23 protein-coding genes are annotated in these 23,249 nt (G+C 62.7%); 12 read left to right on the top strand and 11 right to left on the bottom strand.

What is annotated here, in order from left to right; all coding sequences use genetic code 11:
• Nucleotides 1-27: 27 nt before the first annotated feature.
• The 6 genes from RBB29_RS02995 (at nucleotide 28) to RBB29_RS02970 (ending at nucleotide 7,530) form a co-directional block, all read left to right on the top strand.
• Complete coding sequence (locus RBB29_RS02995; RefSeq protein ID WP_306112692.1) at nucleotides 28-807, top strand: uracil-DNA glycosylase family protein; 780 nt, start codon at nucleotides 28-30, stop codon at nucleotides 805-807.
• Complete coding sequence (locus tag RBB29_RS02990) at nucleotides 804-1,397, top strand: metallophosphoesterase family protein (protein WP_306112691.1); 594 nt, start codon at nucleotides 804-806, stop codon at nucleotides 1,395-1,397. The genes RBB29_RS02995 and RBB29_RS02990 overlap by 4 nt, the downstream gene beginning before the upstream one ends.
• A 1-nt stretch (nucleotide 1,398) precedes the next feature.
• The gene (locus tag RBB29_RS02985; protein WP_306112690.1) at nucleotides 1,399-2,019 is read left to right on the top strand and encodes a LysE family translocator; all 621 of its coding nucleotides are present in this window, start codon (nucleotides 1,399-1,401) and stop codon (nucleotides 2,017-2,019) included.
• Between the two features lie 3 nt (nucleotides 2,020-2,022).
• Entirely contained in the window at nucleotides 2,023-2,565 is a 543-nt protein-coding gene (moaB, locus tag RBB29_RS02980) for a molybdenum cofactor biosynthesis protein B (protein ID WP_306112689.1), read from the top strand.
• 96 nt (nucleotides 2,566-2,661) lie between these two features.
• The gene (locus RBB29_RS02975) at nucleotides 2,662-4,119 is read left to right on the top strand and encodes an efflux RND transporter periplasmic adaptor subunit (RefSeq protein ID WP_306112688.1); all 1,458 of its coding nucleotides are present in this window, start codon (nucleotides 2,662-2,664) and stop codon (nucleotides 4,117-4,119) included.
• A gap of 3 nt (nucleotides 4,120-4,122) precedes the next feature.
• On the top strand, nucleotides 4,123-7,530 hold the full coding sequence (locus RBB29_RS02970) for an efflux RND transporter permease subunit (RefSeq protein WP_306112687.1): 3,408 nt from the start codon (nucleotides 4,123-4,125) through the stop codon (nucleotides 7,528-7,530).
• On the opposite strand, the gene RBB29_RS02965 is transcribed toward RBB29_RS02970, so the two are convergent.
• Nucleotides 7,509-8,318, bottom strand: coding sequence for a protein-disulfide reductase DsbD domain-containing protein (locus tag RBB29_RS02965; protein ID WP_306112686.1), 810 nt, complete (start codon nucleotides 8,316-8,318; stop codon nucleotides 7,509-7,511). The two genes, RBB29_RS02970 and RBB29_RS02965, sit on opposite strands and share 22 nt — an antisense overlap.
• 152 nt (nucleotides 8,319-8,470) lie before the next feature.
• Here RBB29_RS02965 and RBB29_RS02960 point away from each other — a divergent pair, with 152 nt between their 5' ends.
• The 4 genes from RBB29_RS02960 (at nucleotide 8,471) to recO (ending at nucleotide 11,282) form a co-directional block, all read left to right on the top strand.
• Nucleotides 8,471-9,037, top strand: a complete 567-nt coding sequence (locus RBB29_RS02960) for a YqgE/AlgH family protein (RefSeq protein WP_306112685.1) — start codon at nucleotides 8,471-8,473, stop codon at nucleotides 9,035-9,037.
• Nucleotides 9,038-9,154: 117 nt separating this feature from the next.
• Nucleotides 9,155-9,547 carry a hypothetical protein gene (locus RBB29_RS02955; protein ID WP_306112684.1) on the top strand — a complete coding sequence of 131 codons (393 nt, stop codon included), beginning with the start codon at nucleotides 9,155-9,157 and terminating at the stop codon, nucleotides 9,545-9,547.
• On the top strand, nucleotides 9,544-10,482 hold the full coding sequence (locus RBB29_RS02950; protein ID WP_306112683.1) for a sterol desaturase family protein: 939 nt from the start codon (nucleotides 9,544-9,546) through the stop codon (nucleotides 10,480-10,482). Before RBB29_RS02955 ends, RBB29_RS02950 begins: the two co-directional genes overlap by 4 nt.
• A gap of 68 nt (nucleotides 10,483-10,550) precedes the next feature.
• Entirely contained in the window at nucleotides 10,551-11,282 is a 732-nt protein-coding gene (gene recO, locus RBB29_RS02945) for a DNA repair protein RecO (RefSeq protein WP_306112682.1), read from the top strand.
• A gap of 13 nt (nucleotides 11,283-11,295) precedes the next feature.
• Here recO and RBB29_RS02940 read toward each other — a convergent pair whose 3' ends face one another.
• From RBB29_RS02940 to RBB29_RS02925, 4 genes are all read right to left on the bottom strand, one after another.
• On the bottom strand, nucleotides 11,296-11,661 hold the full coding sequence (locus tag RBB29_RS02940) for a cupin (protein ID WP_306112681.1): 366 nt from the start codon (nucleotides 11,659-11,661) through the stop codon (nucleotides 11,296-11,298).
• Between the two features lie 72 nt (nucleotides 11,662-11,733).
• Nucleotides 11,734-12,126, bottom strand: coding sequence for an META domain-containing protein (locus RBB29_RS02935; protein WP_306112680.1), 393 nt, complete (start codon nucleotides 12,124-12,126; stop codon nucleotides 11,734-11,736).
• 2 nt (nucleotides 12,127-12,128) lie between these two features.
• Nucleotides 12,129-12,677 carry a TetR/AcrR family transcriptional regulator gene (locus tag RBB29_RS02930; protein ID WP_306112679.1) on the bottom strand — a complete coding sequence of 183 codons (549 nt, stop codon included), beginning with the start codon at nucleotides 12,675-12,677 and terminating at the stop codon, nucleotides 12,129-12,131.
• Nucleotides 12,678-12,746: 69 nt separating this feature from the next.
• Nucleotides 12,747-13,439, bottom strand: a complete 693-nt coding sequence (locus RBB29_RS02925; protein ID WP_306112678.1) for a DUF1045 domain-containing protein — start codon at nucleotides 13,437-13,439, stop codon at nucleotides 12,747-12,749.
• Nucleotides 13,440-13,550: 111 nt separating this feature from the next.
• Here RBB29_RS02925 and RBB29_RS02920 point away from each other — a divergent pair, with 111 nt between their 5' ends.
• Entirely contained in the window at nucleotides 13,551-14,252 is a 702-nt protein-coding gene (locus RBB29_RS02920; RefSeq protein WP_306112677.1) for a fumarylacetoacetate hydrolase family protein, read from the top strand.
• A 16-nt stretch (nucleotides 14,253-14,268) separates the two neighbouring features.
• Here the strand turns inward: RBB29_RS02920 and RBB29_RS02915 are convergent, their stop codons facing one another.
• Nucleotides 14,269-15,954 (bottom strand): acyl-CoA dehydrogenase family protein, encoded by a 1,686-nt coding sequence (locus RBB29_RS02915; protein WP_306112676.1) that lies wholly within the window; start codon nucleotides 15,952-15,954, stop codon nucleotides 14,269-14,271.
• 152 nt (nucleotides 15,955-16,106) lie between these two features.
• Between RBB29_RS02915 and RBB29_RS02910 the strand changes: the two genes are divergently transcribed.
• Nucleotides 16,107-16,871, top strand: coding sequence for a TSUP family transporter (locus RBB29_RS02910; protein WP_371931405.1), 765 nt, complete (start codon nucleotides 16,107-16,109; stop codon nucleotides 16,869-16,871).
• A gap of 40 nt (nucleotides 16,872-16,911) precedes the next feature.
• Here the strand turns inward: RBB29_RS02910 and RBB29_RS02905 are convergent, their stop codons facing one another.
• Genes RBB29_RS02905 through RBB29_RS02885 form a run of 5 tightly spaced genes read right to left on the bottom strand, consistent with a single transcriptional unit; the run spans nucleotide 16,912 to nucleotide 23,249 of the window.
• The gene (locus tag RBB29_RS02905; protein WP_306112674.1) at nucleotides 16,912-18,111 is read right to left on the bottom strand and encodes a catalase family protein; all 1,200 of its coding nucleotides are present in this window, start codon (nucleotides 18,109-18,111) and stop codon (nucleotides 16,912-16,914) included.
• Complete coding sequence (locus RBB29_RS02900; protein WP_306112673.1) at nucleotides 18,112-19,626, bottom strand: hypothetical protein; 1,515 nt, start codon at nucleotides 19,624-19,626, stop codon at nucleotides 18,112-18,114.
• Nucleotides 19,623-20,921, bottom strand: coding sequence for a hypothetical protein (locus tag RBB29_RS02895; RefSeq protein ID WP_306112672.1), 1,299 nt, complete (start codon nucleotides 20,919-20,921; stop codon nucleotides 19,623-19,625). The genes RBB29_RS02900 and RBB29_RS02895 overlap by 4 nt, the downstream gene beginning before the upstream one ends.
• 8 nt (nucleotides 20,922-20,929) lie before the next feature.
• Nucleotides 20,930-21,373 carry a hypothetical protein gene (locus RBB29_RS02890; RefSeq protein WP_306112671.1) on the bottom strand — a complete coding sequence of 148 codons (444 nt, stop codon included), beginning with the start codon at nucleotides 21,371-21,373 and terminating at the stop codon, nucleotides 20,930-20,932.
• A complete protein-coding gene (locus tag RBB29_RS02885) occupies nucleotides 21,363-23,249 on the bottom strand; it encodes a GMC family oxidoreductase (RefSeq protein WP_306112670.1) in 1,887 nt (628 codons plus the stop codon). The genes RBB29_RS02890 and RBB29_RS02885 overlap by 11 nt, the downstream gene beginning before the upstream one ends.

Here is a 23,249-nt window from a genome sequence, read left to right as displayed (position 1 = left end):
TGGCGAGGGACGGATAGGTTTGCGGCTATGGAATCGGCGTCCGACTATCATCACGCGAAAGCACTGCTGGACTGGCAGATCGAACTCGGGGCGACCGAGGCGATTGGCGACCTGCCGGTCAACCGCTACGAGGTGCCGGAAAAGGCCGAAAAGCCCGTCGTGACGCAGGCGCCCGTGACGGCCCCGAAGGCGGCCAAGGTGGATGCCGTGGCCGACGCGCGGGCCTTGGCGCAGGCGGCTGGTGATCTGGAAGCGCTCCGCGCGGCGATGGCGGCATTTGAGCATTGCGAGTTGAAGCGCGGGGCGCGGAACCTCGTCTTTGCCGATGGTAACCCGGCAGCGCGGGTGATGATTATTGGCGAGGCACCGGGCCGGGATGAGGATCGTGAGGGGCGGCCTTTCGTGGGCCGGGCCGGGCAGCTATTGGACAAGATGCTGGCGGCGATCGACATGGACCGCAAGGCTGAGGATGCGGAACGTGCGGTCTATATCACAAACGTGCTGCCCTGGCGCCCGCCGCAGAACCGTGATCCGAAACCGGAAGAGATCGCCATGCTCCTGCCCTTTGTCGAACGGCACGTGGCGCTGGTCAAACCGCAGGTGGTTGTTTTGATGGGCAATATCTCTTGCCAGGCGGGGCTGGGCCGGCGCGGTATCACCAAGTTGCGCGGCACCTGGACCGAGGCCTATGGCACACCCTGTCTGCCGATGTTCCACCCCGCCTACCTGCTGCGCAGCCCGGGTGCCAAGCGCGAGGCCTGGGCCGACCTGCTGGAGCTGCAAGCGCGACTAAGAGGCGCAACATGAAAATTCTCGCGTTTTCCGACCTGCATCATTCGCGCCGCCGGGCGGAGGTGCTGGTTGAGGCCAGTGCCGAAGCCGATCTGGTGATCGGGGCAGGGGATTTCTGCAACATCCGCGAGGGACTGCCCGAGGCGATGAACCTGCTGTCGGGCATCACGGCACCCATGGTAGTGGTGCCGGGCAATGCCGAAAGTGCCGAGGAATTGCAGGAGGCCGCCCATGCGGGCACGACGGTATTGCATGGCAGTGGCGTCGAGATCGGGGGCTTGCAGCTTTTCGGGTTGGGCTATGGGGTGCCGCCGACACCGTTTGGTGCCTGGTCCTGCGATCTGACCGAAGCCTACGCGGCGGAGATGTTGGCGCGGTGCGAGGCCGCGGATATCCTGATCCTGCATTCACCGCCCAGGGGGATTGCCGATTTGACCTCGGGCGGCATCTCGGTCGGATCAACGGCGATCCTTGAGGCGATTGAACGCATTCAGCCGGCTCTGGCGGTTTGCGGTCATATCCACGATAGCTGGGGCAAGAGCGGGCAGATCGGGCGGACGAAGGTCGTCAACCTGGGTCCGACCGCCAATTGGTTTGAGGTGTGACATGGTGGAATTCTGGACATTGATGGCCTTCATTCCCGCGGGTCTGGCGCTGAACCTCAGCCCCGGCGCGGACATGATGTTCTGCCTCGGTCTGGGCCTCAGGTCGGGACCAAAGGCGGCGATTGCGGCCAGTGCGGGCATTTCGACGGGCGGCATGGTGCATGTCTTGCTGGCCGGGCTGGGCCTAGGTGCTGCAGTGGCGGCGATGCCGTGGCTCTTCGATGTGATCCGTTGGCTTGGCGTGGCTTACCTGCTCTACCTGGCTTGGGGCGCGTTGCGGGCCGGGCCGGTACGTGGCGCAAAGGTGCAGGCGACCGGGATGCGCAAGGCGTTCATGGACGGGATGATCGTCAACCTGATGAACCCCAAGGTGATCCTCTTCGTGCTGGCCTTTGTGCCGCAATTTGTCGACCCCGCGCAGGGCAGCATCCTGGGACAGTTCTTGATCTTCGGGCTTGTGCTGGCCGTGGGCGGGATGGTCATCAACGGCGGTGTTGGCGTCTTCGCTGGGACACTGGGGCAACGGCTGACCGGCCCGCGATTTGCCCGTGGCCTGGGGTGGGTCAGTGCCGGTATATTTACCGCTTTGGCCGCAAGGCTGGCAGTGTTGGAAAGGGCCTGAGCCATGTCACGGATTGACGACAGCAAGGAGTTCATCCCCGTTCGGATCGCCGTTCTGACCGTCAGCGATAGCCGTGAGATCGCGGATGACAGGTCGGGGCAGGTCCTGGTGGACCGGATTGCGGCTGCGGGGCACATCTTGGCCGACCGCAAGATCATCCGCGATGAACGGGCCGAAATTGCCACTCAATTACGTGCCTGGGTTGCTGATGAAGGGGTGGATGCGGTGATCTCCACGGGCGGCACAGGGCTGACGGGCCGCGATGTCACGGTCGAGGCGCATCGGGACGTCTACGAAAAGGAAATCGACGCTTTCGGTACGGTTTTCACCATCGTCAGCATGCAGAAGATCGGTACATCCGCGGTCCAGTCGCGCGCGACCGGCGGCGTGGCCGGGGGCACCTATTTGTTTGCGCTACCGGGCAGCCCGGGCGCCTGCAAGGATGCGTGGGATGAAATCCTGGCCTATCAGCTCGATTATCGCCACAGGCCCTGCAATTTTGTGGAAATCATGCCACGGCTGGACGAACATCAGCGCCGGAAATGACAATTCGGTGCGTAAAACCCTAAAGACTTGGCATTTCTCATGGTAGGTTTACATTAGCCCGGTACCCCTTTGGTACCTAGCAAGGGTTTGAAGTTCATGCGGTTTTTGCGTCATAGCCTGACCGGATTGTTCCTGCTGTCTCTGACACTGGGTCTTCTGACCTATGCGGGATACGCCATCTTTGCCGCGGTACAGGAACGGATCGCCAGCGAAAGTGAGGTGCCGGAGCGGCGTGAACGGGTTTTCGCGGTCAATGTGGAAACCGCGGTGGTGGAGACCATTACACCGGTTCTGAAAGCCTTCGGCGAGGTCGAAAGCCGCCGGACGCTTGAAATCCGCTCGAAATGGGGTGGAACGCTGGTCGAACTGGCCGAGGATTTTGTCGAGGGCGGGCAGGTGGCCGCCGGGCAGTTGCTGGTACGGGTTGATCCGGCGGATGCGCAATCGGCGCTCGACCGCGCGGCAAGCGATTTGCTCGATGCGCGTGACGAGGAAAGCGAGGCGGCGCGCGCACTTGTTCTGGCGCAGGACGAGTTGGTGGCTGCGGAGGATCAGGCCGAGTTGCGGGCGCGGGCCTTCCGCCGTCAACTGGATCTTGAAGAGCGCGGCGTCGGCACGGCAGCGGCGGTCGAAAACGCGGAATTGTCAGCGGCACAGGCGCGCCAGGCGGTCCTCGGTAGCCGCCAGGCATTGGCCCAGGCGGAGGCGCGCGTCGATCAGGCCGCGACCCGACTGGCGCGGGCCGAGATTGCCCAGGCCGAAGCGCAACGTCACCTTAACGATACCCGCATCACCGCCGGTTTCGCCGGAACGTTGAGCGAGGTGTCGGTGGTCGAAGGCGGTCTTGTCGCGGCAAATGAACAACTGGCCAAGCTGGTCGATGGCAACAAGTTGGAGGTCGCATTTCGGGTCTCCACGCCGCAATATCTTCGCCTGCTGAACGAGGAGGGCCTGCTGCTCCGTGCGCCGGTGACCGTCACCTTGGACGTGTTCGGCATCGATTTGCAGGCCGAAGGGATCATAAGCCGCGACAGCGCGATTGTGGGCGAGGGGCAGACCGGTCGCCTGATCTTTGCGCGGCTCACCAACGCGACCGGCATGAAGCCCGGTGATTTCGTGACCGTGACCATCGAAGAGCCGCCTTTGGACAACGTCGTCCGGTTGCCTGCGTCTTCGCTCGGGCCGGATGGCAAGGTGCTGGCGCTGGTAGGCGCGGATCGGCTTGAGGCGATCGCGGTTCGACTGCTCCGGCGGCAGGGGGACGATATCCTGGTGCGCGGTGACGATCTGGAAGGGCGCGAAATCGTCAGCCAACGCTCACCGCTTCTGGGTGCCGGGATCAAGGTGCGTCCGCTGCGCCAGGATGCCGATGATGCGCAGGGGGCGAACGAAATGCTGGAGCTGAGCGCGGACCGCCGCGCCCGGTTGGTGGCCTTTGTCGAGGGCAGCACGGACATGTCCGAGGCGGTCAAGAACCAGATCCTCGGCCAATTGTCCGAACCCAGTGTGCCCGCGCGGATGGTCAAGCGGCTGGAAGGCCGCATGGGCGGCTGACCCATGGCCCGTGGCATCCCCCAGGCTGCCGGCGGGCTGCTCTCCTATTTCACCCGGCACAAGACGGCGGCGAACCTGCTTCTGGTCGTGCTGATCGTGCTGGGCCTTGCTGCCTTGCCGCGGATGCGGGCGCAGTTCTTTCCTGACGTGATCATCGACAATGTGCGGGTGACGGTGGAATGGGAAGGCGCCGGGGCCGAGGACGTGGATGCGGCGGTGGTACAGGTGCTCGAACCGGCGCTGCTGGCGGTCGAAGGTGTGACGAGCACTGAGACGACCAGCCGCGAAGGCAATGCCAACTTCAAACTGGAGTTCGAATCCGGCTGGGACATGGCGCGCGCCGCGGATGATGTGCAGACAGCCGTCGATCTGACGACCACGCTGCCTGAAGATATTGAGGAGCCCGAAGTGCGGCGGGGGGCCTGGCGGGATCGGGTGACCGATCTGGTCATCACCGGGCCGGTTGGCACGGATCAGTTGGGTTTGCTGGCCGATGAATTGGTGGTTCGATTGTTTGACGCGGGCGTAACACGCACGACGGTCCGTGGGGTTTCGGCACCCGAGACGATCATCGAAGTGCCCTCGGCCAATCTCATCGCCTATGACGTCAGTTTTGCGGAAATCGCTGCGGCGGTCGCCGGTGAGGTCGATGCCGACCCGGCGGGCGATGTGACCGGGGCCAATACGCGGGTCCGGACCGGTATCGAGAAACGCGACCCTGAGCAGTTGGCGGCAATTGTCCTGCGCTCCAACCCGGATGGCTCGAAACTGACAGTGGGCGACGTGGCGACCGTGCGGGTTGAGGGTATCGCGCAGAAACGCAGTTATTTCGTCGGCGAGGACCCCGCCATGTCGATCCGGGTAGACCGCTCCGCCCGTGGGGACGCGATCGAGATCCAGAGCCGGGTCGAGGAGGTGACCCGCGAGATGGCCGAATCCCTGCCCGAAGGGGTCGAGGTCAAGCTCATCCGCACCCGCTCCGAGCGGATATCGAGCCGTCTCAACATGCTTATGGAAAACGGGTTGACCGGTCTGGCACTTGTAGTCGGGCTCTTGTTCCTCTTCCTCAACGCGCGCACGGCCTTCTGGGTGGCGGCGGGCATTCCGGTGGCGATGCTGGCCGCTATTGCGTTGATGTATGTCGGTGGGTTGACGATCAACATGATCTCGCTCTTCGCGCTTATCATCACGCTTGGGATCGTGGTCGATGATGCCATCGTCGTGGGTGAACATGCTGATGCGCGGGTGCGCAAATATGGCGAGGCACCGGTGGTGGCAGCGGAACGCGCGGCACGGCGCATGGCGCTGCCGGTCTTTGCCGCGACACTGACCACGCTCATCGCCTTTTTCGGTTTGACGGCAGTGAGCGGGCGCTTTGGTGACCTGATCGTGGACATTCCCTTCACGGTGATCGCGGTCCTGTTGGCCAGCCTGATGGAATGTTTCCTGATCCTGCCCAACCATATGGCCCATGCCCTGCGCAAATCGGGCGACCACAACTGGTATGACTGGCCCAGCCGGACGGTGAATGCCGGTTTTGTCTGGGTGCGGGAGCGTCTTTTCCGGCCCTTCATGGCGGGTGTGGTCTGGGCGCGTTATCCGGTCTTTGCGCTGGTATTGGTCGTGTTGGCCAGTCAGATGGTGCTCTTCATCTCGGGTGACGTGAAGTGGCGGTTCTTCAACGCGCCCGAACGGGGCAGCGTGACCGGCAATTTCGCCATGGCGCCCAGTGCTACCCGGGCCGATACGATGGCGATGATGCGCGAGATGCAGCGGGCGACCGAAGAGCTTGGTGCGGAATATGAGGCGACCCACGGCACCAATCCGTTGAAATTCGTGTTGGGGCAGGTGGGGGGTAATTCCGGCCGGGGCCTGACAGGTGCAGACACCAAGGACCCCGATCAACTGGGCGGGATTGCGATCGAACTCATTGATGCCGATCTGCGCCCCTATTCCAGTTTTGCCTTCGCCGCCGCGCTCCAGGAAAAGGTGCAGCACCACCCGCTGGTCGAAACGGTCAGCTTCAAGGGGTGGCGTTCGGGGCCGGGCGGGGATGCGCTGGATGTCGAGTTTTTCGGGGCTACCGCAGATGACCTGAAAGAAGCGTCGGAACGGCTCAAGGAAGCCTTGTTGCGCTTCCCTGAGGTGACCGGTGTCGAGGATAACCTTGCCTATGACAAGGAAGAGCTGATCCTTGAGCTGACCGCGCAGGGCAACGCATTGGGCTTTACCATCGACGGTCTGGGACGGGTGCTGCGCAACCGTTTGAACGGGATCGAGGCCGCGACCTATCCCCTCGGGCCGCGCAGCGCCGAGATCCGCGTGGAACTGCCCGAAGGCGAATTGACCGCCGATTTCATGGAGCGGATGCAACTGCGTACGCCGGATGGCACCTATGTGCCGCTTGCTGATATCGTCAGTGTCGAACGCCGCAACGGGTTCTCGACCGTGCGGCGGGAAAACGGCGTGCGGCTCATCAACGTAACCGGCGATATCTCCGAGGATGACCCGGCCCGTGCCGTCGCGGTTATGCAGGCGCTCGAGACCGAGATCCTGCCGGCGATTGCCACTGACCTACAGGTCGAATGGCAGCTTTCGGGCCTTAGCGAGCAAGAGGACGATTTCCTCGAGGATGCGCGCCTTGGCCTGACCCTGACTCTGACCGGGATCTACCTGGTGCTGGCCTGGGTTTTCTCAAGCTGGACCCGTCCCCTGGTCGTCATGGCGATCATTCCGTTCGGCCTCGTTGGGACGATTTATGGCCATTACCAATGGGATGTTCCGCTCAGCATGTTCTCGGTTGTGGGCCTTCTGGGCATGACGGGGATCATCATCAACGACTCGATTGTCCTGGTGACGACGATCGACGATTACGCCAAGGATCGCGGGTTGATCCCGTCAATCATCGACGGGGCGGCGGACAGGTTGCGGCCGGTCATGTTGACCACGCTGACCACGGTACTGGGCTTGATGCCACTTCTGTTCGAACGCTCGCAGCAGGCGCAGTTCATCAAGCCGACGGTCATCACGCTGGTCTACGGGTTGGCCTTCGGCATGGTCATGGTCCTGCTGGTCGTCCCCGCCCTCTTGGCGATGCAGCGCGACGTCAGCCGGAAATTCGACGCTTTGCGACAGGGGCTGCGGTTCCGCGACCGTCGGGTGCAGATGGCGATGATGGCGGGTGTCGGGGCTGTGGTACTGTGGCTGGGCGCGACAATGGGCCTGACCCTCATTGGCGGCGCGCTCCCGGGCCTCTGGCTGGCGGTCTGGCCGGCGCTGACGGCGCTCCCTGCCATGCTGGCCGCGCTTTGCCTGTTTGTTTCAGGCTCCGCCGTGCTGGTTTTGCTTCTCTATGCGCTGCTGGCCATCGGGCTACGCCCGCACAGGGGTCACCCGGCGGAGCAACCCTGAATATCGACCGTGTGCTTCTTGCCCAGAACGGTGATGCGCAGGCCCGAGCGGTCCACGGCAAAACTGCGTCCCTCCACGTGGTAGAGTTCGGTTTCGGCAATCAGCCGTCCACCCTCGCGCCGGGTTTTGGTCTGGGCCACCCATACCATCGGGTTGCCGGTTTCGATGATGGCCAATTCGCGCCCGCCGGTGCGGGGCAGATCAATCTCTGCGCGCAGATGCAGCCCGTCGGTCATCGGTGAGAGGCGGCAGGATACCCGCCCTACCTTGAACTCGGCCGCGGTATAGGGCCGGTCGGCCAAGGCCGCGACGATGCGGGGATCGCGCTTTGCCTGTCCCATCGGGAGTTTTTCGGACAGTTTCAGCGTGAGCGGCACACACACGTCCTTGCAGACGCCAATCGTGACTTCTCCGCTGAGCGTGATGGGTTTGCCCGCCCGGGTTGGGGTCAGGGTAAGCGGCAGGGTAAGCGTGTTTTCATACCCGATGGTCTGCACGCTGCCCTGCATGATGCGTTTCGGGGTCGGCCAGTTGATCGCGACATTGGACAGGTTGCGCGACGCGGACCAATCGAAATGCGGTGGGATGCCTGCATCACCGGGCGCGCGCCAATAGGTTTTCCACCCGTCATTGAGCTCGATATGCAGCGCGGACACGTGTTTGCCATCCGCACGCTGCCATCCGGTCAGGATGCGCGCATCAAGGATGTCCCCACCCTGCTGCGCAAAAGCCGGAGTAGAGAGCAGGGCCGAAACGGCGAAAAAGATGCCAGGCAGAAAGTTCTTCATGACCTCCACATGGGCGATAAGCGTTGAAATGCCAACTCACTTTCCAGCGAGAAATTTGTGTGTGACAGCCATCACACGCTTGCACTAGGGTTGTTGAATGCCCATTCTTTTTGGGAGGCGGATGGGATGCAAGACCCCGCAGGAGCCAATTATTGACAGAAGACATTGAACTGACCGGAAAGCTGCTCATTGCCATGCCCGGCATGCTTGATCCGCGATTTGCCCATTCGGTTGTGTTCATGTGCGCTCATTCCAACGAGGGCGCCATGGGAATCGTGGTCAACAAGCCGACAGAAGACCTAAGGTTGCGGGATTTGCTTGAGCAATTGTCGATCGACATCGGTGCAGATGCCCGCGACATGCCTGTGCATTTCGGTGGGCCGGTCGAACATGGCCGCGGCTTCGTGCTGCATGAACATGGCTATCACTCGGCGATTTCCACGATGGATGTGAACGACGAATTCGCGATGACTGCGACGCTCGATATTCTCGAAGACATGGCTGATGGCCGCGGCCCCGAGCGTGTGGTCATGGCGCTTGGATATGCCGGATGGGGGCCCGGCCAGCTTGAGGGCGAGATTGCCCAGAACGGCTGGCTCACCTGTGATGCGGATAGCGATCTGGTGTTCTCGACCGCGGATATCGAAAAGTGGGAGGCCGCCTTGTCCAAGCTGGGTATCAACCCCCTGGCGCTTTCGGCGGATGCGGGCCGCGCCTGAACGCGAGACCCGGCGACACAGAGCCGTTGACCGTACGCATATCGCGGGCAGGTGACGCAACGCAATCTTTGACAATCGGGTGACCGGAGTGGCTAAACTCCCGGGGTTGGAGGGAACATGCCGCTCACCATTCTGCTGCCGCTGGTGATATTCGGGATCGCGGGGATCGCGGTGCTTTTGCACCTGCTTGGCCTGTCGCGGACCGCCGGCTTCGAGACCGAGGCCAGCGCGCGCATAGCCTGGCTGCGCGAGTTCCCCGATGACGTGCCGCGCCGGATCACGCTGTGCCGGAACAACAGTGCCGCGCTGATCGAACTGGCGGATGGTGAGGGCGTCGTTTGGGCCATGGGGGCGGACACGACGGCAAGACACCTCAGCGGTGCGCAGATCGACCGGACCGATACCGGGGTGCGCATCACCATGCCGGACTACGCCGCCCCACGCATCCACCTGACGCTGGCCGACGATGAAGTGCCACGCTGGCTGAACCAGACGGAGTTTTGCAAATGACGGACCTCTTGACCTACCCCGAGGTGACCCATTGGGCAGTTCCGTTCTTCATCGCGGCCATCCTGATCGAACTCGCCTGGATCGTCATCAAGGGGCGCGGCGGGCGGTACGAGACGCGCGATGCGCTGACATCGCTGGTCATGGGGGCGGGCAATGTGGCGTCCTCCGTCCTGCTGGGTTTCATCGCCTACGGGTTCTTCATGACGCTCTGGGCGATCACGCCGCTTGATCTTGGGACGTCGGTTTGGGTGGTGCTTCTGTGTTTCGTGCTCGACGACCTGCGGTATTACTGGGTGCACCGCTTCGGCCACCGCATCCGGTGGGTCTGGGCCAGTCATGTCAATCACCATTCGAGCCAGCATTACAACCTCACAACGGCGCTCCGGCAGACCTGGACCGGCACGTTCACCTTCATGATGATCGTGCGCGCGCCACTCATCCTTCTGGGGTTTCACCCGGCGATGGTGCTCTTCTGCGGCGGGTTGAACCTGATCTATCAATTCTGGATACATACCGAGGCGATCGGCCGGATGCCCCGCTGGTTCGAGGCGGTGATGAACACGCCCAGCCACCACCGCGTCCATCATGGCCGTAACCCGCGCTATCTGGATGCCAACTATGCGGGCGTTTTCATCATCTGGGATAAGATCTTCGGCACCTTCGTTCCGGAACTGGAAAGCGAAAAGGTCGATTACGGGCTGGTGCGCAACCTCGGCACGTTCAACCCCATCCGCGTGGCGTTCCATGAATGGGTTGGCATTTTCCACGATCTGCGGCAACCGGGCCTGAGCTGGCGTGAGCGGCTGATGTATGCGGTTGCTCCGCCAGGGTGGAGCCATGACGGATCGCGCGACACCTCCGAGACCATAAAGCGCAAACATCTGGCGAAACACCCCGAGGATGCGGGCACACCGGGCTTTGGCGGCCCGGCCTAATAAGGCCCCCTTGGCAGCGGCGGGCAGGTGATGTTCAATGGCTGTTCAACCGCAGGCAAGGACCGGGAATGGAGTGGCGCGACCAGGGCATATTGCTGTCCAGCCGGACACATGGCGAGACCTCGGCCATCATCGAGGTCTTTACCCCCTCGCGCGGGCGTCACGCCGGGGTGGTCCGTGGTGGGACCTCGCGCAAGCTGGCGCCGGTGTTGCAACCGGGGGCGCAGCTTGACCTGGCCTGGCGGGCGCGGCTCGAAGATCACCTGGGCACGTTTCAACCAGAATTATTGCGCTCGCGCGCGGCGGCGTCGATGGGCGACCGGCTGTCGCTGGCGGGACTGAACGCGGTCACGTCGCTGCTGCTTTTTGCCCTGCCGGAACGCGAGGCGCACACGCCGCTTTATGCCCGGACCGAGGCATTGCTGGACCTTCTGGGGCAGGCGGATGTCTGGCCGCTGGCCTATCTGCAATGGGAGTTGGCCCTGCTGGATGAATTGGGCTTTGGCCTTGATCTTTCGACCTGCGCGGTGATGGGAAGTGCGGCGAACGACCTGAGTTTTGTCTCGCCCCGCACCGGGCGGGCGGTGTCGCGGGCGGGGGCCGGGGAATGGGCGGATCGGCTGCTGCCCTTGCCCGCCTGCCTCATGGGGCATGGCCCTGCGCCGGATGCGGAAATTGCGCAAGGCTTTGAGGTTACTGGATATTTCCTGCGTCATCAACTCGCGGCTGAGCTTGGCAACAAGCCTCTTCCCGAGGCGCGGCAGCGGTTTGTCGACCGCTTCCGCAAATCGGCGGGTTAGACAGGCCGCAAGTTCAGTCGAACTGGATGATCACCGCCTCGAAATCCTCGTCACTGGTGACCCGCGTATGGTGGCCCTTGCCGGTCCGGTCCTCCATGTGCCAGACGTCGCCACGTGCGATTTCTCGCATCTCGCCATCGCTCGCAGTGACCTCGACCCGGCCCGCAATGCACACGAGTTTCTGGCGCACGGGCGTCGGGTGGATCGGCTCATCCCAGCCGGCACGCAGCCTCAGGAACATCATCTGCGTGGCGGGTTCCGGCTCCGAAATCTCGATATCCTGTGCAGGTGGGGCAAAGACCCGCGGCGCAAGCGCAACCTCGACGCTTTGCCAATGGCTCTCGCCGTCTTTGTCCGCGAATAACCGGTGAAACTTCATGTATGGCCCCTCCCGCCCAAACTACGAGGATGTTACGCGGGGGCGGAGGGGGCGTCCATCGAATAGCCGGGACTATTCCGCTGCCTTGAACACCATCTCGCGGCCTGCATCATTGCTCAGGATCAACGTATCGCCGGAAACCTCTGACAAGGTCATTTCCGCTAGGGCGCTGAGATACTTGGTTTCCTGCTCCAATGCGGGGCAGGCGCGCCGGGTGGCGCCAATGTTTTCAGCTGAAAACCAGGGGTAGGGGGCCGATTGTTTGCCGAAATAGCGGTTGCAGGGGGCGTCGCCAGTGATCTGACCCTCCTGGTCGAACTGCAAAGTGGCTTTGGCGGCGAAGGGCGCACCGTCGAGCTCGGTGAGTTGCCAGGTGGCCCCCAAGGCGCCATAGCCCGCCACGGTTTCGTCCCGGCAGGCGGCAAGTGCCAGGCAAGCTAGTGCAAGAAGGACGCCCCGCCGCATCGCTACCTCAACGCCAGGATGAGATCGACGAGCGAGCCGATCGCGCGGCCATTGTCGCCCGGCGTGGGTTGCCCGAGGGCCGCCATGCCGATGCTCGCGCCATAGACAATGCGTGCCATTTCCGGGTTGTCGATATCGAGTTCCGACAGAAGTTCCTGCATGAAGGCGAGCCGCTTTGCGTCCACCCGCGCCACCGCCTGTGCGGCCATCTTTGATCCGCGCGCCCAGGCCCGGATGGATGGATCCGCTGCCGTCTCCGCGCCCGCGTCGGCGATGATCTGCGCCAAATGCCTGAGCTTGGCCACCGGGGTCTCTTCGCTGGCAATTGCCGCCACGGCCTCGCCCGTGGCCTGGGTTTCCCAGGCCGTCAGGAGCGCGGCGTGAAACGCGGGAACATCGGCAAAATGCCAGTAAAACGACCCCTTTGTCGTCCCCAGCCTGCGCGCCAGTGGTTCGGCCTTGAGCATGTCGGGACCCGCCTCGACCATCGCGGTCATTCCGGCGGCGAGCCAATCGGATTGCGTCAGTCGTTTTGCTGTTATCTGGGCCATGAGGGGTGCATAAGCCTGCGCCCGGCGGGTCGCAAGCGTACGAGATGCCGCAAGCGCGAATTCGCCCGCCTATTGCATCCCCGTCAGCGGCACCCGTTCGATTTCGCGGAACATGCCATCGCTGCCTTCGCCCATCAAGCTTAGCGATTCGATGGTGAATGGCGCTGGCAGCATCGGCGTCAGAACAGGCGCTAGAAGGTCTTTCAGCGCCGTTGCCTTGGCCTTGGGCAGTTTGCCTGTCAGGGTAAGATGAAAGCGGAAGGCCTCCATGATATAGGGATACCCCCATTTCTCCAGCAGCGCGTCCTGCTGCGGGGTCAACCGGCTTTGGCGCCGCCGCGCCAGTTCGGCGTCATCCAGGTGCGCGCGGAACCTGTCAAACTGGCGAACGGCGTCTGCAGCCAGCGCCGCCAACCCAGAGGTGTCGCCCACCGGGACGAGCGCCAGAAAACGGCCAAGCTGCGCAAGTTCCACCCCCTCAAGGCTCACCGCCGTTTGATGTGCCGCGAAGTCCCTGAGCGCCGTTTGGAGTTCCGCCTCGGTCTGCCCCGGGGCCAGCCTGAAGGGTGGTTTGATCGTGCCGTGAAAGCCGTATTTGCGCGGCCTTGCGGTGATTTCGTTCAATGGCATGGGCAGATCAGGAAGGGATGGCGGCGCGGCGGCCTCTCCGGTGCGCGCGTCCCATCCCAGCCAGGCAGCCCCGAAATCGGCCAGCGCCCCCGTGTCCGGCAGAAGGTAAATGGCATATCGCTCAAAACTCATGAGGCCGGTCTAGGGGAAATCGTGCGGATTGGCCACAAGGGCGCGAACCCGTTTTGACAGGCAATCATCGGCACCGCATAACGGGCGGGTATCATTCGAGACGGGGGTCCCATGCCAAATGATCTGATCTTTGCCGCGCCTGATCTGTCCGTGGCCGCAATCGCGGGCAGCACAAGCGGGTTTCCGGTGCGGCGTATCTTCTGCGTCGGGCGCAATTACGCGGCCCATGCGGCGGAAATGGGCAACGAGGTGGATCGCGAAGCGCCGTTTTACTTCACCAAATCCGCCCATGCCCTCTGTGCCTCCGGCAGCACGATAGCCTACCCGCCGGGCACGCAGGATTGTCATTACGAGATGGAATTCGTCGTGGCTGTTGGCCAGCCCGCTTTCAGGGTCACGAAGGGCGATGCGATGGCGGCGGTCTGGGGCTATGGCTGCGGCATCGACCTGACACGGCGCGACCTGCAAGGTGCGGCTAAGGACAAGCGCCGCCCCTGGGATCTAGGCAAGGATTTCGAGAATTCAGCGATCCTTGCGTCGCTCAGCCCGGCCGCGGATTTCGGTGAGATCGACGCGCAATCCATCAAGTTGATGCGCAATGGCGAAACGGTTCAAGCTGCGCGATTGTCCGATATGGTTTGGTCGGTGCCCGAGATCATCGCACATCTTTCGGGCTTCTATCACCTGCGGCCCGGTGATCTGATCTATACCGGTACGCCTGCGGGTGTGGGTCCGGTGCAGTCCGGGGACGTGTTGCAGGGCGCTGTCGATGACCTGACCCCGGTTGAACTTTCAATCGGAGCCAGGGAATAGTTTTTGAAACAGAAGGTTAGCCCAAGAGGCGGCGGGTGATGACCTGCGCCTGGATCTCTGCTGCGCCTTCGAAGATGTTCAGGATACGGGCGTCGCAGAGGATGCGGCTGATCTTGTACTCCATCGCGAATCCGTTGCCGCCATGGATCTGCAATCCATTGTCTGCAGCAGCCCAGGCCACCCGCGCGCCAAGCAGCTTGGCCATACCGGCCTCGAGATCGCAGCGGTGGCCGTGATCCTTTTCCCAGGCGCTGAAATAGGTCAGTTGGCGGGCGACCATGATCTCGACCGCCATCATCGCCAATTTGCTGGCCACGCGCGGGAAGTCGATCAAGGATTTGCCGAACTGCTTGCGGTCAATGGCATATTGCATCGACACATCAAGCGCCGATTGCGCGACCCCGATCGCCCGGGCTGCGGTCTGGATACGGGCGGATTCGAACGTCTCCATGAGCTGTTTGAAACCCTTGCCTTCTTCTCCTCCCAACAGGTTCTCGCCCTTGACGTGGAAATTGTCGAAGCCGAGTTCGTATTCCTTCATCCCGCGATACCCCAGAACCTCGATCTCGCCGCCGGACATGCCATCGGTCGGGAAGGGGTGCTCATCGGTGCCGGGGGTCTTTTCGGCAAGGAACATGCTGAGGCCGCGGTGATCCTTGCTATCCGGATCGGTGCGGGCCAGCAGGGTCATGACATGGGTCCGCGCCGCGTGGGTGATCCAAGTCTTGTTGCCGGTGATGCGGTAATCATCGCCGTCCTTGACCGCCCGAGTGCGCAAGCTGCCGAGGTCGGAGCCGGTGTTGGGTTCGGTAAAGACCGCCGTGGGCAGGATTTCGGCGCTGGAGAGTTTCGGGAGCCAATGGGCCTTCTGCGCGTCGGTGCCACCGCAGAGGATCAGCTCCGCAGCGATTTCACTCCGGGTGCCGAGGGAGCCCACGCCGATATAGCCGCGGCTGAGTTCTTCGGAGACCACTACCATCGACGCCTTGGAGAGGCCAAAACCGCCATGCTCTTCGGGGATGGTCAGGCCAAAGACGCCCATTTCCGCCAATTCCTCGATGATCTCCATCGGGATGAGTTCATCCTTGAGGTGCCAGTCATGGGCATGCGGCTCGACCTTGTCGATGGCAAAGCGTCGGAACTGCTCGCGGATCATCTCAAGCTCTTCGTCGAGGCCACTGGCACCCACCGTGATGTTGGCCGACTGCTCCTGCATCAACGCGACAAGGCGCATCCGCGCAGCCTGCGTATTGCCATTCTGCGTCAGCGTCATCACCGCCGGTTCCATCAGAGCGCGCATGTCGTCCTGATCGAGGCCGATATCCTGAAGGCGGATGATTTCCCCCTGGTTCATCTGGATGCCGCCGTAGATCTGCCAGAGGTATTCGCCAAAGGCGATCTGGTGGATCAGCTGTTCGACCTCGCCAAAACTGCCTTGCTCGTTCAGCCGGGTGGCCCAGTTCTGCATCTGGCGCAGGGATTCGACATAGGTGGCCAGCCAGGCCAGGCCATGCGCCGCGCATTGATGTTCTTCGATCGCAGCGCCCGAGACGCGGCCATCGCGGCTGACCTCTGCGCGCAGCTTGTCCGTCGCGGTGGCAAGCACGGCCTCCGCCGGTGCCGCGGCAGCGCCCGTCAATGCCAGCAGATCATCGAGAATTACCGGTTCCGCCATCGTGATATCCTGTCCGTCATGCGCCATGAATCATATCCCTTCTCAACCGTCGCCTTTCCTAGCCATTTTGCAGGTGCAGCGCAACATTAATACCTTTTGATGCTGCATTTTGACGCAAAATTACGCTAGGAAATATTGCAGTGCGGCGATGCGTCAAGCTGTTAAAAGGACGTATGGACATGTTTTTCGGCATCGCCTCTCCGGGGATCCTGGTTTTTGCGTTTCTCATCAGCTTCCTGGCGGGCGTGATCAAGGGCGTGGTTGGGTTTGCGCTGCCGACGGTGCTGATGTCGGGCCTGGGGTCGGTGGTAAGTGCCGAGGTTGCCCTGGCGGGGATGATCCTGCCCACCCTGGTCACGAACGGCTGGCAGGCATTGCGGCAAGGTGTGGGCGCGGCACTCGATACGGTCCGCAAGTTCAAGGCTTTCCTCGCGGCGGGGTTCATCGTGATGATGCTCAGTGCGCAGCTTGTCCCCCTGGTCCCCGGCGCAGCTCTGCTATTGGGCATTGGCCTGTTGATCACCTTGTTCGTGGCGTTGCAGCTATTTGGGGTGCAGCCCCGTCTGCCAGGTCATCCGGGGCCGAAGGTGCAGGCGGCCATTGGCGGAGTTACCGGCTTCATGGGCGGGGTTTCGGGGGTCTGGGGGCCGCCCACCGTGGCGATGCTGACGGCGCTTGATACCCAAAAACGGGACCAGATCCGTATCCAGGGTGTGATCTATGGCCTTGGATCGCTGACGCTCGTTGCCGGGCATCTGACCTCGGGCGTGTTGCGGGCCGAGACCCTGCCGCTCTCCATGGCGCTGATCCCGACGGCGCTTTTGGGCATGGCAATCGGTTTTGCGATCCAGGACCGGATCGACCAGACGGCCTTTCGCAGTGCAACGCTGGTTGTCTTGCTGATCGGCGGTCTGAACCTGATCCGGCGCGGAATGATGGGGTGATCGCGCTGTGCCGGGGAGCGGCAAGACGGAAAAGCTCTCCCTAGTCGAAGAGCTCATCGCCGGTCGGCTCCACATGCGCGACATTGTTCATACGCTGCCTGAACCGGGCGAGTTCCTGGTACATCCGCCGGCGGGCGCGGCTTTGGTTGCCCAAGGGGCGGTGTTCGGGCAGCGAATGCCACGGGTTGATCCGCATCTTGCGGGCAAAGGCCATTTGCGCGGGGGTGTCGAAATCCTGCATCGGGATATGGATGCGCGCGACGGGAACCCAGGGTGACAGCGCCTCGGGCCAAAGCACCGAGGCATCTTCGAGCGGCATCAGGTGTGGGTCGGTCTGGATCTGCACAACCATGTCGAATTCCACGGGTTTCTCGCGCAGCGTCCTCGCCATGTTGTCGCGCAAGTAATTGGGCGGCACCCGCCCGAACGGCACACCGGGGATCTCCATCGGCACGTCGGTGCGCGGCATGTAGGAATAAAGCATCGCCTGGCCTTCCCCCATCAGGTATGGCACACAGCTAAAATACCGATGCCCGAGCGGATTATACTGCGTCTCGTTCCACAAGCCCTGCATCAGGAAATCGAGCAGGTGGCTGTCCTTCGGGTTGAGGAAGTACCAAAGCGGCTCGTCAACGGTGCTCCAATATTGCAGCTTGGCATTTTCGCGGGCATCGGGCGTGACAAAGGTGGGGGTCACGACCGCGGGCCAATCCTGCGTGAATTTCTCTTCGTCCATCAGCTTCGGCCCCGGCACATCCATGACCTTCACGGACATCGACCCGAAACCCACATCGCGGATGTCTTCCGGCACGTCCGGCCCGGGACCGGCATAGCGGATATAGGCGGGGTAGTCGCGCTCGGTCGCAAACACCCCGTGGCGCAGGTGATCGGGAAGGTCGGGCAGCACGGTGAAGGTGGCCTTCAAGAGCCCGTGGGTCTTGGTATTGCCGCCACGCTCATAAGCGCCGGGTTGGAAATGCAGGTTCATCTGCTCGCGCATCTCGTCGATGATGGTCTGCAACGCCTCCTCTTCCCAATCGAAGATCTTCTCCTCGGCCAGGCCCAGCCCGAGATCTTCGCGTTTGCGGTTCTTGAGCCGCTGGATCAGCCGTGCGAGCGGCGCGCGGACCAGCCCGTTGAGGCGGCGGCGAAAGAACGGCTCCAGCCGTCGTTCGATATGCAGCCCCGCCTGCGTGGCGCGGTGAATGAGGCGGCGGATCGGGATCAGGATCGAGCGCATCTATGCCTCCTTGCTGCCGTGACGGGCGATGAATTGCAGGGCACGCAACCCGGGCAGGAAGAAATACCCGCCGCCCTTCACGGACACGAATTGCGGCAGGTTGGGATGCTGCTCCTCGATCCCGTCGGCCTTCTGAATGGAAAAACCATCACTTGCCACGCCGCTCATCGGGGCGCGCCCGCCGATCAACGGATCGGCCTCGCCGGACAGCCCGTTGAACGTAGGTGATGCCATCCAGGCGTTCTGGACAAACTCGAACTGCCGCACCAGATCGGCACAAAGACAGATGAACAAAAGCCCGCGCTCGCCGGTTTTCGCGCCCTTCTTCAAGGCCTGTTCCGGTGTCATCCTGGTGCCATAGACCCGACCGCGCCGCACGAGACGGTGAAACCGGGTGGAGGCCACAAGATCATGGCGGCCCGGCAGCTTGTCGCGCCTCCGCAGGAAGCCAAGCGTGCTCAGAACCCAACGGAGGCGCCCCTCCACATGGTGCGGTTGATCGCCCGTCCGGGGGTTGGCGCGGCGGATATGTGCGCCAATCGGGCAGGAGACGCCGTTCACGTCGCCCTCAAAAGTAAAATCATTTGCCTGCCGCGATCCTTCGATATCGCGCCGGTCGTGGATCAGAGGCGTGCCGTCCATCTCGCGCCCGACCATCTTGGCGGCAAGCGCCTGACGGCGGTCGGCGTCGCCATCGGTGGCGCCATCCATGTAACGCCAGAAGCCGGGAACATCCTGCGCGAGCTGTCGGAACACGAGATAGCTGCCGTTGCGCCCGAGGTCGCGCAGACCCTCCGCGTCCGGCGCGTCAGGCAGAACGTCCCCCTCCGCCACGCCAGCTTCGAGTTTGGGCGAGGCCGCCCGTGCATTATATTCATTGCGGTGCCCCAGAATGACCTCTCCGGGGGAGATCAGGTTGCTGTAATCCTCGCGCCCGTGTTTCGATGGTGGATGGGCGTTTTGCCAGTCGATCTTCGGCTCGGAAATCCCGTCGCGGAAGCCGAAAGGCTCGAACCCCTCATTGGGCCGGGTGGGGAAGCTCTGGATCAATCCGAAACCCGCCTTGAACCCCGCATTCAGCACCTCGTCTTTCCATGCGTCCAGACCCCCCTCGCGGGCGTAGAGCATAACCAGAAGATGCGCTTCACCGCCGTCCCAATCCCAGTTTTTCGGGGCGTTCTGCCCGGTATCGCCAAGTCTGCGGGACCGGCTGTCCTCGCCGGCCATGCCCGTGAGGAACGGATGCGAGAAGCCGGAGGTCTCAGCGTTGGACAACCCGAATGCCTCAAGGCCCGAGGCGGTGAAGGCGAGTTGCAATGCGGTCTCAGGCGGGGCGTCCAGTGTCGCCGCAGAGGTCACCGGAGCATCGCGGAGCCACTCCCGGGCGGGCTCGACATCATCGACCATGCACAGCAGAAACTCGGCCTCGACCAGCCTGCCATGGCCAAAGCGGATCAACCCCTGCATGTCGTCAAACTCGACCGGGTCGTTGGGGATATCGGGGCCAAAGCTCATATCTTGGACAACCAGTTGCGCAGGGCTTTCGCGCCATTGGGGCGCTTTTCAAGGCCTTTGCGGATTTCACCGTGCCGCGCCAGATCGCGCGCGGTCAGGCCGGGATAGGCCTTGTACCATACCTGCGTCGGCAGTTGACGGTTGCGCAGGTAGCGTTTGAACTTGGCCTCCTGCTCCGCCCCGCGTTTGATGAGGAAGCGGGTCGAGGGATAGCCAACGCCATTCGAGAAAACGAGGTTCAGGCCCCAGGCCACCTTGTTCACGAAATCATCCATATAGCTTTCCAGCGCGCCGTCATAATTCGAGCAGAACATCACCCGCCGTTTGCCATCGACAAAGACCCACCGGGCAAAATGAATGGTCTGCACCCGGGTCAGATACCCGCGCCCGAATATGTGTCGCGCCGAGTAGTTCAGCAGATAGAGCGCCACGGTCGTGACCACCCGCCGGAAAAGGCCCGGTTTGACGTCCCCGAAGGCGGAAAACGGGTTGGTGACGTCGTGGTCTTCGTACCGGCCCAGATCGGTGATGCGCTTGTCATCTGGGCGGGGGAGGATTTCGGGGTCGGACCGCTCGAGCATCCGCAGCCAGATCAGGAAAAAGGGCAGGGCCAGAAGCACCAGCGGCGAGATCAGCAGGAGGATCAGCGGGACGCTGATGAGCTCCATCGCGTTGGTGATCCGTCGCAGCAGGCCCGGACGCTCGGGCGCGGTCAGGTGGAGCGACCCGTTGGCCTTTTCATGGTTCACAAACTCGGCCAGTTGACGGTGGAGTTTGAACGGGTCGGCCGATCCTTGTGTCTTCACGATATTGGCGAGCTTGCCCCGCAGGACCGTGGCAAGGGTAGCCTCTTCATGGACCTGCCGGACGGTGCGGCCGCGGGTGTTGACGTAATTCGCGGCCTCTTCGACATTGTGCCGCTCCATCCAGCGCAAGAGGCTGCCGGACCCGGCCCCTTCGCAATGGCTGAAGATTTCGTTGAGCCCATCAGGGCATTCCTGCGCCAATTCCTTGAGAAAGCTCTGCCGATCCCCGTCCACATCGCCGAGGAAGGCCAGATGCAGCGGGTAGGGCCGCGGCTCCTGACCATAGACCTCGATATCACGCCAGGTATTTGCCTCGACCAGGAAAAACCGCGCCACATGCAACCGATCGAAACGACCGAAGGGGACGAGGCCGTTGTCGGGATCGGCAAGGCCCGGTTTGAGTGTCATGCGCTCAAGCAGGGACATGAGTTCATCCGCCCGGTCCTCAAGGACCGGGGCGAGAATGAAGAATGTGTCCTGCTGCGTCATCTGGGGGGTTAGGTCTCGGCGTTGAAATCCAGCGCGAAGTCGATCAGGCGCGTGTCGTCCCAATAGACCTTGCCCAGGTACATGCCGGGCCCGATCTGCCGGATTTCATCGCGGATCCATTGGGCGACGAAGGACGTGTCGGAATAGTCGAGCACGATGCATTCCTTGCCGTCGAGCCAGCTTTTGTCCTTGTAGACCTTGGCCAGGATGGCGTTTAGGCCAAAGGGCAGGATGCTGTTCTTGAGCACGCCCTTGTCGCTGTCAAAGACCTTGCCCTGCCAGGCGAAGGCGTTGATGAAGCGCGAAATTATCGGGGTGAACTTGGTGCCGGGTGCGATGATCGCGGTGCCTTCGGCCTCGCCATCAGGGATGGGGCCCGCTTCGACGCTGGAAAACAGCGCGTCGAGTGCCTCCTGCTCCATGTCCATCAATGAATCAATGCTATGTGCCATATAATTTGCCCTCATTTTGTGGTTGAGACTGCGCATCCTGCAGCACCATATCGGCGGCCTTTTCGCCGATCATGTAGACGGCGGATGCGATGAAAAATCCGGGGATTTTCGGGAAAACCGAAGCGTCGGCGATCCGCAAGCCCGCGGTGCCGTGGATCCGCAGCCTGCTGTCCAGAACGCCGCCTTGATCCACCGGCCCGATGGGACAGGAGCAGGAGGCGTGGTGGCCCCAGCAATTGTCGCGCACGAATTGCGCGATCTCTTCGTCGGTCTGTATCTCGGGGCCGGGGATTTCTTCGGCGGCGATGCGTCCGCGTTCGTGTAACGGTTTGCAGAGCTTTCGGACGAATTTGACACCTTCGACCACGGCGGCAAGGTCCGCGTCGCCGCCTTCGGCGAAGTAGTTGAAATCAATGATCGGGCGGTCGCGTGGATCGGCTGACGCCAGGCGCACCTGTCCCGCGCGGTTGAGCGTATGCGCCTTGAGGATGGCCCAGCTCAGGTGATTGCGGCTCTGGGCCAGATCGGCGGCATAACCGGGGAAATACCCACTGAACTTGCCCAGAAGCGCCATGCAGAAGAGGTCCGGCACAGGCTGCGTGGATGACGAACGCCGAATGACGGCCAATGCCGCGCCGTTGGTGGCATAAAGCCCGTCGCCGTCCCGTTTCCACTGCTGCCAGAGCGGATCGCCGACCTCGTACCGGCACTCGGTCATGCTTTCCCAGGCGTCGAAATTCATCCGGTTGACCACAGCCACCTCGTAGCGGTCCTGCAAGGACCGGCCCACCCCGGGCAAGGTCACCTTGGGCGTGATCCCGTGGGGCGTCAGTTCGGCCGGATCACCGATCCCCGAGAGCATCAGAAGCTGCGGCGTGTTGAAGGCCCCACCGGCCAGTATGACCTCGCGCGCGGCATGGGCCTCCTGCCGTTCACCGGGTGCGGTGTTGGGCGCCGCATGGGCGCGATAGAGGCGCGCGCCTTTGAGGTATTCGATGCCGTAGGCGCGGTTGTCCGCGTCGAGCAGAACCTTTGTCGCCAGCGCGTCCAACTCGACGGTCAGCCGGTCGGGAAAACGCCCCGACACATCGAGAACCCTTTCGCGCGACCCGACACGAACACCATCTCGCGTGGTCAGCGGTGTGTAGACAATCCCGTCCGCGTCATCGTCGATCCGGTCGCGGTCATTCGGGTCGGCGGCGCTATTGGCAAACCACCGCAGCCGCCTAAGAAAATCGCCGCCGGCCCCGATCTGCTCGCGCAGGGATTTGCGCACGACCTCCATGATGTCGTCGTCCCGGAGCGCCGCGCGCGGAATGGCCTTTTCGGTCCTGAGCCAGCCATCGAACCCGTGCCCGGTTCGGTCGATGCCGATGGCGTTCAAGGTGCGTTGCAGCGGCCGGTGGTGGCAGTTTTCCAGCTTCTGAAAGACGCTGTGCATCGCCTTGGGCGCCCAGCCATCATCGCCGGTCAGATCCGCGATATGCTGCCAATCGTCGTGATGCGGATAGACGAAGATCATCGCGTTATGCGCGGTGCAGCCGCCCAATGTCCCGGCCCGCGGATAGAGCACACCCTCGGGGCCGGCCTTGGGATCGCGGGCCTGCACCTCGGAGTCCGTGTAGTGGCTGACGTGGAAATCCCACCGGAGCGCCGCATTCTCGGAGGCGAAAGGGTGGAAGGCAGGAACGTCGTAATCATCCGGCAGGCGGTTTTCGCTCTCGTCCATGTCGCGCACACCGCCTTTGAGGGAACGCGGATCGCCCCCGGCCTCCAGGAGCAGGACACGCATCCCCTCTTCGGCCAGCCGTGCGGCAAGGGTGCCGCCGCCGGCCCCGGAGCCGACGACGATGTAGTCATAGGTGGGCGTCACCAT

It is taken from the genome of Roseovarius sp. MMSF_3359 (assembly GCF_030733385.1).
Classification (GTDB): Bacteria; Pseudomonadota; Alphaproteobacteria; order Rhodobacterales; family Rhodobacteraceae; genus Roseovarius.
Note: the sequence above shows the minus strand (reverse complement) of the source record. Positions and strands in the feature narration are given on the sequence as shown.